The organism is Rhizobium sp. 05N430, from assembly GCF_056396985.1.
Map to the genome: position 1 here is coordinate 93,641 of NZ_JBFTMO010000002.1, position 12,036 is coordinate 105,676.

Genomic DNA, 12,036 nt, shown 5'->3' on the forward strand with positions numbered 1-12,036 from the left:
CCAGCCATCGCGGCGGCGGGTAATGCCCGCCGCCTCTCCCCGCTCGCTCAGGATCGTTCATGTATACCTACATCGCCAAGCGGCTTCTCGTCGCCATTCCGACGCTGCTGATCATATCGGTCTTCGTCTTCTCGCTGCAGAAGCTGCTGCCGGGTGATCCCATCCTCGCCATGGCCGGCGAAGAGCGGGATCCGCAGGTCATCGAATATCTGCGCGAAAAATACCGGCTGAACGATCCGGTGCCCTACCAGTATGTCTCCTGGCTGGGCTCTGTGCTGCAGGGCGATCTTGGCATTTCGCTCAGAACCAATCAGCCGGTTCTGGAACTGGTGGCGGAGAAACTCCCGGTCACCATTCAGCTCGCCATCATGTCGATGATCTTCGCCTTCGTGATCGGCGTTCCCATGGGCATTCTGGCGGCGGTGAAGAAGAACACCGCGTTTGATTACATCGCCAACCTGATCGCACTTTCCGGCCTTTCGATCCCGAATTTCTGGCTCGGCATCATGCTGATCCTCTTGGTCTCGGTGAAACTCGGCTGGCTGCCCGCCTCCGGATACGAACCCTTCTTCAACGACCCGATCCGCTCGATCCAGACGATGTTGATGCCATCCTTCGTGCTTGGCAACGCGCTAGCCGCGACGCTGATGCGGCATACGCGCTCGGCGATGCTGAGCGTGCTCAGCGCCGACTATATCCGCACCGCCCGCGCCAAGGGCCTCTCCGAGCGCTCGGTCGTGCTCGAACACAGCTTCCGCAATGCAGTGCTGCCGATCGTGACGCTCAGCGCCCTGCTCTTCGGCGAACTCTTGGCGGGTGCGGTTCTGACCGAACAGATCTTCACCATTCCGGGCTTCGGCAAACTGATCGTCGATGCCGTCTTCAACCGCGACTATGCGGTCGTCCAAGGCGTCGTGCTCTGCACCGCGATCGGCTTCATCCTGATGAATCTCATCGCCGATATCCTCTATGTCCTTCTCAATCCGCGCATGAGGGCCTCGCTATGACCGCCATCGATCAGGTCGCTGTCACCACCGAACAGCGTGTGCCGAGCCGCGCCTGGCGCAAGCTGAAGGCCAACAAGGGCGCGCTTGCCGGTCTCTGCATCATCGCCTTCTTCGCGATCCTGGCGATTGCGGCACCTCTGCTGCCCATTCCCGATCCGAACGGCACGAGCTGGTCGGCGATCCGCAAGGCGCCATCCGCCACCCACTGGCTCGGCACCGACGATCTCGGCCGCGACATCCTTTCGCGGATGATCTGGGGCGCCCAGGCCTCGCTGATGGCGGGCGTCTTCTCGGTGGCTATCGCCGTCATCGTCGGCGTGCCCTTCGGCCTGATGGCCGGCTATTTCGGCGGCTGGGTCGATCAGATCATCTCGCGCATCACCGAAGCCTTTCTTGCCATGCCGTTCTTAATAACCGCGATCGCGCTTGCTGCCTTCCTGGGCCCGAGCCTCACCAACGCGATGATCGCCATCGGTCTTTCGGCCATGCCGATCTTCATCCGCCTGACCCGCGGCCAGGTGCTGGCCGTCAAGACGGAAGAATATGTCGAGGGCGCCCGCTCCATCGGCTTCAGGCATTTCAGGATTATCACCCGCTACATCCTGCCGAATGTCGCCGCCCCCATTCTCGTGCAGGCGACGCTGACGATTGCGACAGCGATCATCGCCGAGGCCAGCCTCTCCTTCCTCGGCCTCGGCCAGCAGCCGCCCGCCGCCAGCTGGGGTTCGATGCTGAACGTTGCCAAGAACTTCCTCTCCCAAGCCCCATGGATGGCGATGTGGCCGGGGGCGGCGATCTTCCTCGTCGTCATCGGCTTCAATCTCCTCGGCGACGGCCTGCGCGATGCGCTCGATCCGCGCGAAGCATGATTTCCTGAAAGGACATTCGAAATGACCGCATTCACGACCCGTCCCGAAATCCTCGGCACGTTCGGCGTCGTCACCTCCACCCACTGGATCGCCTCGGCGGTCGGCATGAGCATTCTCGAAAAGGGCGGCAACGCCTTCGATGCGGCTGTCGCGACCGGCTTCGTCCTGCAGATCGTCGAGCCGCATCTCTGCGGCCCGGGCGGCGATATGCCTGCGGTCCTCTATTCGAAGAAGAAGGACAAGGTCGAGGTCATCTGTGCGCAGGGCCCGGCCCCTGCAGGCGCGACTATCGAGCATTACACATCCGAAGGCCTGAAGCTGATCCCCGGCGACGGTCTGCTTTCGACCGTCATTCCCGGCAGCTTCGACGGCTGGATGCTGATGCTGCGCGACTATGGCACGATGAGCCTTCGCGACGTGCTGGAGCCGGCGATCTATTACGCGGAGAACGGTCACCCGATGCTGCCGCGCGTCTCGGCGACGATTGCAGGCCTCGCCTCGTTCTTCGAGAAGGAATGGCCGACATCCCACAAGACCTGGCTGCCCGGTGGCGCCGCACCCGAGCCGCTCTCCAACTTCAAGAACCCGGTTCTCGCCGGGACCTGGAAGCGGATCATCGCAGAGGCAGAAGCCAAGCGTGGCCGCGAGGAACAGGTCGAGGCTGCGCGCGATGCCTTCTACCGCGGCTTCGTTGCCGAGGCGATCGAGCGCTATGCCGGTTCGACCGAGGTGATGGATGCGAGTGGCATCAAGCACAAGGGCGTCATCACCGCCAATGACATGGCCAACTGGTCCGCAACGATCGAAGCGCCGCAGATCTACGACTACCACGGCTGGACGGTCGCCAAGATCGGCCCCTGGGGACAAGGGCCGGTGTTCCTGCAGACGCTGGCGCTGCTCAAGGGCATCGATATCGCCTCTATGGATCCCGCCGGTGCCGATTTCGTCCATACCGTCACCGAGGCGATGAAGCTCGCCTTCGCCGACCGCGAAATCTATTACGGCGATCCCAATTTTTCGAAGATTCCGATCGAGCATCTGCTGTCGGACGCCTATAGCGACGAGCGCCGCAAGCTCATCAAGCCAGAGTCATCGCTGGAGCTGCAGCCGGGTATCGTGCCGGGCTTCGAAGACCAGTATGCGCTGACGATGGACATGCTCGGCGCTACCTCCAAGACCGGCGCGGTTTATGAGCCGACCATGGCGCATCTCTCCGAAAAGCGCGGCGACACCGTCCATATCGACGTCATCGACCGCGAGGGTAACATGGTGTCGATCACCCCTTCGGGCGGCTGGCTGCAGTCTTCACCGACGGTGCCGGGCCTTGGCTTCTGCCTCAATTCCCGCGCCCAGATGTTCTGGCTGAAGCCCGGCCTGCCGACGTCGCTCGCCCCCGGCAAGCGGCCGCGCACCACGCTGACGCCGTCGATCGCGCTTCATGAAGGACGCCCGACTTTGTCCTTCGGCACGCCCGGCGGCGACCAGCAGGAGCAGTGGCAGCTTTCCTTCTTCCTGCGCTATGTCCATCACAGGATGAACCTGCAGGCAGCGATCGATCAGCCGCTGTTCCACACCTCGCATTTCCCGGGCTCCTTCTATCCGCGCACTCGCGAGCCGGGCAGCCTGATGGCCGAAGCGAATTTCGGCGAGGGCGTTCTCGAGGCCCTGCGCAAGAAGGGTCACAAGCTGACGGTTGCCGATCCATGGACCGTCGGCCGCCTGACCGCAGCACGCCGCGATGCGGATGGGCTGCTGCGGGCTGCGGCGACGCCGCGCCTGATGCAGGCCTATGCGGTGGGGAGATAGACCGTGACCTATTCGATCGTCGCCCGCGACCCCAGCACCGGACATCTCGGCATCGCCGTCGCCAGCCGCTTCTTCGCTGTTGGCGGCATCGTCCCGCATGTTCGAGGCGGGATCGGTGCGGTGGCGACGCAGGCTTTCGTCAATCCGCTGAACGGCGTCGATGGCTTGGCGATGCTTGCCGCCGGACAAGCTCCGGAGGCAATTGTTGCCGAGCTGGCTGCGCGCGACGATGGCCGTGATCAGCGGCAGTTCCATATGATCGACGCGACCGGCCGCAATGCCGCCTTCACCGGCGAGAAATGCATCGACTGGGCGGGCCATCTGATAGCTGACAACGTTTCCGTCGCAGGCAACATGCTTGCCGGTCCCGAGGTGGTCGCGGCAACGCTCGCCACCTATCAGAAGACCGCAGGCAAGCCGCTGGCCGAACGGCTGCTTGAAGCCATGCAGGCCGGTGAAGACGCCGGTGGCGACAAGCGCGGCAAGCAATCGGCCGCCCTCGTCATCTACCGCGACCAGGATTACGCCTGGCTCAATATCCGCGCCGACGACCACCCCGATCCGCTGGAGGAATTGCGGCGGCTCTATGCGGTCGCCAGCGAGCGCTACCTCTATGTCGCCGAGACGATGGCGACGCGCCAGAACCCGAGCGGCATGATCGACCGGCGCGAGATCGACGCGAAAATTGCCGCCGTCGAGGCTGCCCGCATCGCCGAAGGGCGGCCCTCGGCCTCCTTTGCCACGCCGCTCAAGACTTGAGACCGAACCATGAAGCAGGAAAAAGACATGGGTGAAGCTGCAAATCCGGTGCTTTCGGTCAAGAACCTGACCACGTCGTTTCTGGTCGATGGTGCCTGGAAGCCCGTCGTGCGCGACGTCTCCTTCGATGTCATGCCCGGCGAGACTGTGGCGATCGTCGGCGAATCCGGCTCGGGCAAGAGCGTCACCTCGCTGTCGATCATGCGGCTGCTTGCCAAGAAGCAGAGCCGCGTGGAGGGCAGCATCCTGCTGAACGGTAAGGACATTCTGGCGCTATCCGACAAGGAAATGCGCAAGGTCCGCGGCAACGACGCGGCGATGATCTTCCAGGAGCCGATGACCTCGCTGAACCCGATCTTCACAATCGGCCGCCAGATCTCCGAGGCGCTGACCTGCCATGGCGAGATGACCAAATCGGAAGCCCGGGCCGAGACGATCCGGCTGCTCGAAAAGGTCCGTATTCCGAATGCATTCTCCCGCTTCGACGAATATCCGCACCAGTTTTCCGGCGGCATGCGCCAGCGCGTGATGATCGCAATGGCGCTCGCCTCCCGGCCGAAGCTTTTGATCGCGGACGAGCCGACGACGGCGCTCGACGTGACGATCCAGGGCCAGATCCTCGACCTGATCAAGCTGCTGCAGGAAGAGGAAGGCATGTCCGTTCTCTTCATCACCCACGACATGGGCGTTGTCGCCGAAATCTCCGACCGCACCATCGTCATGTATCGCGGCGAAGCCGTCGAGGCCGGGCCGACCGATGATATCTTCCACCGGGGCAAGCATCCCTATACCCGCGCGCTTCTGTCGGCCGTTCCACGGCTGGGCTCAATGACCGGCCACCAGTGGCCGCTGCGCTTTCCTGTCGTCGACACCACCACCGGCGAGCGAACCGAGCCAGTGGCTGTCGCCGATACCGTCGATCGCGGCAAGACGCCGATCCTCGAGGTCAAGAACCTGACGACGCGCTTTGCAATCCGTGGCGGCGTTTTCGGCACGCGCACCGGCGCGATCCATGCGGTCGAGGATGTCTCCTTCGACCTTTTCCAGGGTGAGACGCTGTCGCTGGTCGGCGAATCCGGCTGCGGAAAATCGACGACCGGCCGGTCCATCACCCGGCTGATCGAGCCGAATGCCGGCACCGTCAATCTCGACGGCTACGACGTGACGGGGCTGGATTCATCGCGTCTCCGGCACATGCGCCGCAGCATCCAGATGATCTTCCAGGATCCCTTCGCCAGCCTCAATCCACGCGTGACCATCGGCGCCACTGTCAGCGAGCCGATCGTCGCCCATGATCTCGGAACCCGGGCGCAGGCGCGCGACAAGGCCGCCGACCTGCTGGAGCGCGTCGGGCTGAAACCCGACATGATGGAGCGCTATCCGCACGAATTTTCCGGTGGCCAACGCCAGCGCATCTGCATCGCCCGCGCACTGGCGCTCGATCCGAAGGTCATCGTTGCCGACGAGAGCGTCTCGGCCCTCGACGTCTCGATCAAGGCGCAGGTCTGCAACCTCCTGATGGACCTGCAGCAGAGCCTCAAGCTGGCTTTCCTGTTCATCTCGCACGACATGGCTGTCGTCGAGCGCGTCAGCCATCGCGTCGCGGTGATGTATCTCGGCGAGATCGTCGAAATCGGCCCGCGCGAAGCTGTCTTCGGAAATCCGCAGCACCCCTATACCAAGAAGCTGATTGCCGCCGTTCCGGTTCCCGATCCGTCGCGCCGCGGCATCAAGCGCGGGCTCTCCACTGACGAATTGAAAAGCCCGGTACGCCCGCTCGGCTATGTGCCGCCAAAGCGCTGCTACAAGAGCCTCGGCAACGGCCATATGGTCCAAGTCGAGGCCTGAGACATACACTCCCGGCAGCGATGCGGGCCGCTCTCGATTCGAATATTAATTCCCTGTAATTCTTACCGTTTTGCAATGAAACGGTAATGAACATTTAATTTGTAAATGAACCCTGAGCGGCGCATATCAGTATCAAGCGCTAATTCTTCACGAACACCAGTAATCGCTAAGTAAAGCGGCGGTTTTTAATTTGAAGAGTTTGTGCATTTCGCCCGACGCCAACGTTCCCCGGAACATCGACGCCGCTTAGCAACCATTTGCAAGGGACCACTCGCCATGTCCAATATCCTCCTCAAGCACCGCACTGCAGCGCTTCTCGGTGCCGCCCTGATTGCCGGCACTGCCGCGCTGCCCTTCACCATCAATGCCGCCTCCGCGGTTGCCGCGCCTGCCGAAGTCAGCGGTACATTTGCCCCCGGCGGCTCGTTCGCGCCGATCGTCGACGCCGACAAGCCGGCCGTCGTTACAGTGACCACCACGATGAAGGCCACCGATGCCAGCGACCAACAGTCGCCGATGGATGAGCAGTTCCGCCAGTTCTTCGAGCAGCAGGGCATCCCCATGCCACGCCAGGCACCGCAGCATGACAGCGGCCAGCATGCGATGGCACTCGGTTCCGGCTTCATCATCAGCCCTGATGGCGTGATCGTCACCAACAACCACGTCATCGACAATGCCATCGACATCAAGGTGACGCTGGATGACGGCACCGAACTGCCCGCCAAGCTCGTCGGCACCGATCCGAAGTCGGATATTGCCGTCCTGAAGATCCGGGCTCCGAAGCCGCTGGCGACCGTTGCCTGGGGTGATTCCGACAAGCTGAAACTCGGCGACCAGATTCTCGCCATCGGCAACCCGTTCGGCATCGGCACCACGGTGACCGCCGGTATCGTCTCGGCCCGCGGCCGCGACCTGCATAGCGGCCCGTACGACGACTTCATCCAGATCGACGCGCCGATCAACCACGGCAATTCCGGCGGCCCGCTTGTCGACCGTGACGGCCATGTCGTCGGCATCAACACCGCCATCTACTCGCCAAACGGCGGCAGCGTCGGCGTTGGTTTCGCCATTCCGTCCGCCGAAGCCCGCACCATCGTCGCCAAGCTGCAGAAGAACGGCTCGATCGACCACGGCTATCTCGGCGTGCAGATCCAGGCCGTCACCAAGGATGTCGCCGATGCAGTTGGCCTGACCGATGCCCAAGGCGCTCTCGTCGCTGCCGTATCGGATGATACTCCGGCTGCCCATGCAGGTATCAAGACCGGCGATATCGTTACCGCAGTCGGCGGCGAAGCCGTCAAGACTCCGAAGGACCTGTCGCGCCTCGTTGCCGACATGTCGCCCGGCGCCAAGCAGACGCTCACCGTCTGGCGCGACGGCAAGAGCGCCGAGCTCAATGTCACCATCGGTGGCAATGACGACGGACAGAAGCAGGCTGCCGCCGATGAAGGCGATGGCAAGGTCCAGACCGGTCCGAGCATCGGCGTCGGCCTCGCCGACCTGACGCCGGACACCCGTCAGGAACTGAACCTCCCGCGCGGCGTCACCGGTGCTGTCGTCGCCAGCGTAAACCCCGACAAGACGGCCGCTGCTGCCGGCATCCAGACCGGCGACGTGATCGTCTCGGTCAACGACAAGCCCGTCCATGGCGCGAGCGATGCCAAGACGGCTGTCGCCGAAGCCGCCAAGTCCGGCCGCAAGTCGGTGCTGCTCCTGGTCGAGCGCGGTGGCAACAAAACCTTCGTGGCCGTGCCCTTCTCCGCCGCTTAGGGCCCCTCAACGGTCATGGAAGCGCCTCGCATCTCCGGATGCGGGGCGTTCTTGTCATATTCCACAACTTCCCTGCCACGGCGCTTGACAGCATCCGCCGGTTTCAGCAATATGAAACCGGTTTCAATCGTACTTGGGGAGAGCGATCGTGCGGTTCGACCTTTCGATCCTTTTGCCGCATATCGGCTTTCTCGCCAAAGGCGCCCTGCTGACGGCAGAGGCCTGTGCGCTGGCGCTGCTCGGCAGCGTTCTCATGGGCGCCTTCGTGGCGATCGCCCGCACCTCGTCGTCGAAGACGCTGCGGCGCGTTGCCTTCGTCTATGTCGATATTTTCCGCAACGTGCCGTTCATCGTCCAGCTGTTCTTCTTTTACTACGGCCTGCCGGAACTCGGCATCTACATCGATGCGTTCACGACCGGCGTCGTGGCGCTGTCGATTGCCGGCGGCGCCTATGCTTCCGATGTCATCCGAGCCGGGATCCTGGCGATCGACCCCGGCATCATCGAAGCCGCCGAAGTCAGCGGCCTGTCGCGCCGGGTGACTTTTACCAAGATCGTTCTGCCGATCGCACTCAGGACGTCGATCCGGCCGCTCGGCTCGGTGCTGATCAACCTGATCCTGACATCGTCGATCCTTTCAACCATCACGCTGAACGAGCTGACAGGTTCGGCGCAGATCGTCGTGTCGCAGACCTACCGGCCGTTCGAGGTCTATGTCGTGCTGCTGGTTGCCTATGCTGTGCTCACCTATCTCGTGTCGCTTGGTGTCACGCTGCTCCACCGCCGCCTCAACCGTGACTTGATGGAGGCCGTCGGCTGATGCGCTATACCGATTTCACCTCTTACGATTTCGTGCTGCTCGCCCAGGGCCTCGGCGTCAGCGTCGCATTGTTTTTTGGCACGTCGCTGATCGGTCTGCTGATCGGCATTCTCTGGGCAGTCGTGCGCTTCTACCGCGTGCCGGTGCTGCTGCAGATCGTTACCTTCGTCTCCGAGCTCCTGAAGAACTCGCCTGTTCTGGTGCAGCTCTTCCTGGTCTTCTTCGGACTGCCGGCGCTTTTCCATATCCGTATCACGCCTGTTACGGCCGCAACGATCACCTTGTCGGCCAATACCGCCGCCTTCTTCTATGTCATCGCCGTCTCGGCAATCGAATCCATCGGGCGCGACCAGATCGAGGCAGCGCGCGTCTTCGGCCTGACACGCTGGCAGGTACTGCGCCATGTCGTGGCGCCGCAGGCAATGGCCTTTGCGATCGGCCCGCTGATCGCGCTGCTCGTCAACCAGCTGCAGGTGACGTCGCTGATTTCGGTGATCGGCGTCGTCGATCTCACCAAGATCGGCAATATCCTGAATCTCAGGACGCTGAAGCCGTTCATCGTCTGGACCGCCGTCGGCCTGCTCTATTATGCGACCGCGAAGCTCGTTGCGCTTCTCGGCACCCGTTTCGAAAACCGCCTCAGGGCTCATAGCGCCTGGAGAGGGCTCTGACATGCTCAAAGTAGAAAACGTCAAGAAAGCGTTCGGCTCGACCACCGTCCTTGACGGCATCGACCTGACGATCAATCCGGGTGAGGTCGTCTCGATCCTGGGATCGTCAGGTTCCGGAAAATCGACGCTGATCCGCTGCATCAATGGCCTGGAAAAGCTGAATGGCGGCCGGATCCTCGTCGACGAATTCGACACCGGCAAGCCCAAGGAACTGGCCGAGGCGCGCAAGCGCTCCGCCACCGTCTTCCAGCTGTTCAATCTCTATCCGCACATGACGGTGCTCGGTAACATAACCCTGGCTCCGATCGAGGTTCTGAAGAAGCCGCGGGCAGAAGCCGAAGCAACCGCGCGCGCCCTTCTGGCTTCGGTCGGTCTTGGCGAACGTGCCGATGCCTATCCGGCCCAGCTTTCCGGCGGCCAGCGCCAGCGCGTCGGCATCTGCCGGGCGCTCGCCATGCAGCCGCGTTACCTGCTTCTCGACGAAGTGACGAGCGCGCTCGACCCGGAAATGACGGCCGAAGTCCTCGATATTCTCGCCAAGCTCGCCGAAGAGGGCACGACCATGCTCTTCGTCACCCACGAGATCGAATTCGCCCGGCAGATTTCCGACCGGATCGTCTTCCTCGACAAGGGCAAGCTGCTTGTCGATCTGCCGACCGAACAGTTTTTCGCCGCCGATGGCGGCATGGCGCAACCTCGCGTTGCCCAGTTCCTTTCCAAAATGCGTAAAGATTAGAGGTTTTTCATGCTGCTCATCGCCAACAAAGAAGCCTGGCCGGGTTTTGCCCATACGGTCGATATGCTGCGCAGCGGCGCCAACAGCCTCGACGCCATGGTTGCCGGCATCGGCAAGGTCGAGAGCGAAGTGAAGGTCCGCAGCGTCGGTTTCGGTGGCTGGCCGAACATGATCGGCGACATGGAACTGGACGCCGCCGTGATGGACGGCACGACCCGTGACGTCGGCGCTGTCGGCGCTGTACCCAATACGCTACCGGTCGCGAAACTCGCCCACGAAGTCATGAAGCGTCTGCCGCATGTGATGCTGACAGGCAATGGCGCGCGCCGCTTTGCCAGTGAAATCGGTTTCCCCGAAGACGACGTGTTGTTCGAAGACAGCAAGCGCGTCTGGTGGGAGCGGCTGGAAAAGGAGCTGTCGGCCGAAGAGCTGGCGAAATTCCCGAACATTCCGCTGGCGCCGCTCAGCAAGGCGATCACCGATCCGGAGCGTGTCCGCGACACGACCGTGTTCCTCTCGGCCGATTCCGCTCGCGGCATTCATGCTGCAACCTCCACGTCGGGCTGGGCCTGGAAATATCCGGGCCGTCTCGGCGACTCGCCGATCCCCGGCGCCGGCTTCTACGCCGACAGCCGCTATGGCGCGGCCGCCTGCACCCATACCGGCGAAATGACCATGCGCTGCTCGACCTCGCGCACCATCGTGCTCGCCATGAAGCTCGGCTATTCGCTCTCCGACGCGATCAAGCTTGCCGTCGAGGAGCTTAGCGAACTCAATACCGGTTTCCTTGCCGGCGTCGTCATTCACGCAGTTGACGCAAAAGGAAATCATGAGGTTGTGAATTTCAGATGCGAGGGCGAGATCAGCTACTGGCTCTGGGAGGATTCGATGTCCGAACCGGAATTGCGGACCGCGAAACAGGCATAATCAACGAAGAGGGAATGGAACAATGAAACGCTTACTCACCGCAATTGCTGCGATCGCTGTCGTGGCAGGCTCGGCTCTGCCGTCCTTTGCCGGCATGCTCGATGATATCCGTTCACGCGGCACGATCCGCATCGGCGTGTCGCTCGGCGGCGAGCCGATCGGCTTCCGCGACGATCAGAACAATCCCGTCGGCTATGACGTCGATGTCGCCAAGCGCCTGGCTGAAAAGATCGGCGTGCCGGTCGAATTCACCGACGTTTCCGGTGACGCGCGCATTTCCATGCTGGTCTCCGGCCAGATCGACGTGGCGATCGCCAATACCTCGGCAACGCTGGAGCGCGCCAAGGTCGTCAATTTCTCGATCCCCTATAACCGCGCCGGTCTGCGCATCATCGTGCAGAAGGATGCGGGCATCAAGGATCTGAAAGATCTCGCCGGCAAGAAGATCGTCGTCGGCCGCGGCACGACGGGAGAAACCTTCCTGAAGACCGCCGTTCCGGATGCGGAACTCGTCTATGTCGATCAGTTCGCGCCTGACGGCGTGCTGCAGCTGCAGCAGAAGCGCGTCGATGCGGCGATCGAGGACTCCTCGCTGCTTGACTATCTCGCGACCAAGAACCCGACGCTGGTGACGCTTGCCGGTCTCTATTCCAACGACCCGATCGGTATGGCCGTCGCCAAGGGCGACCCGGAATTCGTCCGCTGGCTCGACATGTTCGTGTCCGATTACATCCAGTCGGGCGCCTATGAGGCAAACTACAAGAAGTGGTGGGGCGCTGAAGCCAACCCGCCGGCTCTGAACCCGCAGTGGTAAGACAATAAA

11 protein-coding genes are annotated in these 12,036 nt (G+C 62.4%); all 11 read left to right on the forward strand.

Annotated features, from left to right (window positions below):
* The first annotated feature begins 59 nt into the window (after positions 1 to 59).
* The 11 genes from AC1DJO_RS04315 to AC1DJO_RS04365 all read left to right on the forward strand — a co-directional run bounded on the left by AC1DJO_RS04315 (position 60) and on the right by AC1DJO_RS04365 (position 12,027).
* The gene (locus tag AC1DJO_RS04315) at positions 60 to 1,007 is read left to right on the forward strand and encodes an ABC transporter permease (RefSeq protein WP_112388847.1); all 948 of its coding nucleotides are present in this window, start codon (positions 60 to 62) and stop codon (positions 1,005 to 1,007) included.
* The gene (locus AC1DJO_RS04320; protein ID WP_477969367.1) at positions 1,004 to 1,876 is read left to right on the forward strand and encodes an ABC transporter permease; all 873 of its coding nucleotides are present in this window, start codon (positions 1,004 to 1,006) and stop codon (positions 1,874 to 1,876) included. Before AC1DJO_RS04315 ends, AC1DJO_RS04320 begins: the two co-directional genes overlap by 4 nt.
* Positions 1,877 to 1,897: 21 nt before the next feature.
* Positions 1,898 to 3,682: a gamma-glutamyltransferase family protein gene (locus tag AC1DJO_RS04325; protein WP_477969369.1), complete on the forward strand. Its 1,785-nt coding sequence runs from the start codon at positions 1,898 to 1,900 to the stop codon at positions 3,680 to 3,682.
* Between the two features lie 3 nt (positions 3,683 to 3,685).
* Entirely contained in the window at positions 3,686 to 4,441 is a 756-nt protein-coding gene (locus tag AC1DJO_RS04330; RefSeq protein ID WP_477969371.1) for a DUF1028 domain-containing protein, read from the forward strand.
* A gap of 27 nt (positions 4,442 to 4,468) precedes the next feature.
* The gene (locus AC1DJO_RS04335; RefSeq protein WP_477969373.1) at positions 4,469 to 6,289 is read left to right on the forward strand and encodes an ABC transporter ATP-binding protein; all 1,821 of its coding nucleotides are present in this window, start codon (positions 4,469 to 4,471) and stop codon (positions 6,287 to 6,289) included.
* Between the two features lie 276 nt (positions 6,290 to 6,565).
* The gene (locus tag AC1DJO_RS04340) at positions 6,566 to 8,059 is read left to right on the forward strand and encodes a DegQ family serine endoprotease (RefSeq protein ID WP_477969375.1); all 1,494 of its coding nucleotides are present in this window, start codon (positions 6,566 to 6,568) and stop codon (positions 8,057 to 8,059) included.
* 148 nt (positions 8,060 to 8,207) lie between these two features.
* Positions 8,208 to 8,879 (forward strand): amino acid ABC transporter permease, encoded by a 672-nt coding sequence (locus tag AC1DJO_RS04345; RefSeq protein WP_112388841.1) that lies wholly within the window; start codon positions 8,208 to 8,210, stop codon positions 8,877 to 8,879.
* Positions 8,879 to 9,550: an amino acid ABC transporter permease gene (locus tag AC1DJO_RS04350; protein WP_477969377.1), complete on the forward strand. Its 672-nt coding sequence runs from the start codon at positions 8,879 to 8,881 to the stop codon at positions 9,548 to 9,550. Before AC1DJO_RS04345 ends, AC1DJO_RS04350 begins: the two co-directional genes overlap by 1 nt.
* Position 9,551: 1 nt before the next feature.
* The gene (locus AC1DJO_RS04355; protein WP_477969379.1) at positions 9,552 to 10,286 is read left to right on the forward strand and encodes an amino acid ABC transporter ATP-binding protein; all 735 of its coding nucleotides are present in this window, start codon (positions 9,552 to 9,554) and stop codon (positions 10,284 to 10,286) included.
* A 9-nt stretch (positions 10,287 to 10,295) separates the two neighbouring features.
* A complete protein-coding gene (locus AC1DJO_RS04360; RefSeq protein ID WP_477969381.1) occupies positions 10,296 to 11,213 on the forward strand; it encodes a glycosylasparaginase in 918 nt (305 codons plus the stop codon).
* A 22-nt stretch (positions 11,214 to 11,235) separates the two neighbouring features.
* On the forward strand, positions 11,236 to 12,027 hold the full coding sequence (locus tag AC1DJO_RS04365; protein ID WP_442209299.1) for a transporter substrate-binding domain-containing protein: 792 nt from the start codon (positions 11,236 to 11,238) through the stop codon (positions 12,025 to 12,027).
* Positions 12,028 to 12,036: the final 9 nt, after the last annotated feature.

Excerpts from the sequence above, each read along its gene's own strand:
- AC1DJO_RS04315 (WP_112388847.1), top strand. The coding sequence starts at position 60 with ATGTATACCTACATCGCCAAGCGGCTTCTCGTCGCCATTCCGACGCTG.
- AC1DJO_RS04320 (WP_477969367.1), top strand. The coding sequence starts at position 1,004 with ATGACCGCCATCGATCAGGTCGCTGTCACCACCGAACAGCGTGTGCCG.
- AC1DJO_RS04325 (WP_477969369.1), top strand. The coding sequence starts at position 1,898 with ATGACCGCATTCACGACCCGTCCCGAAATCCTCGGCACGTTCGGCGTC.
- AC1DJO_RS04335 (WP_477969373.1), top strand. The coding sequence starts at position 4,469 with ATGGGTGAAGCTGCAAATCCGGTGCTTTCGGTCAAGAACCTGACCACG.
- AC1DJO_RS04340 (WP_477969375.1), top strand. The coding sequence starts at position 6,566 with ATGTCCAATATCCTCCTCAAGCACCGCACTGCAGCGCTTCTCGGTGCC.
- AC1DJO_RS04350 (WP_477969377.1), top strand. The coding sequence starts at position 8,879 with ATGCGCTATACCGATTTCACCTCTTACGATTTCGTGCTGCTCGCCCAG.
- AC1DJO_RS04355 (WP_477969379.1), top strand. The coding sequence starts at position 9,552 with ATGCTCAAAGTAGAAAACGTCAAGAAAGCGTTCGGCTCGACCACCGTC.
- AC1DJO_RS04360 (WP_477969381.1), top strand. The coding sequence starts at position 10,296 with ATGCTGCTCATCGCCAACAAAGAAGCCTGGCCGGGTTTTGCCCATACG.
- AC1DJO_RS04365 (WP_442209299.1), top strand. The coding sequence starts at position 11,236 with ATGAAACGCTTACTCACCGCAATTGCTGCGATCGCTGTCGTGGCAGGC.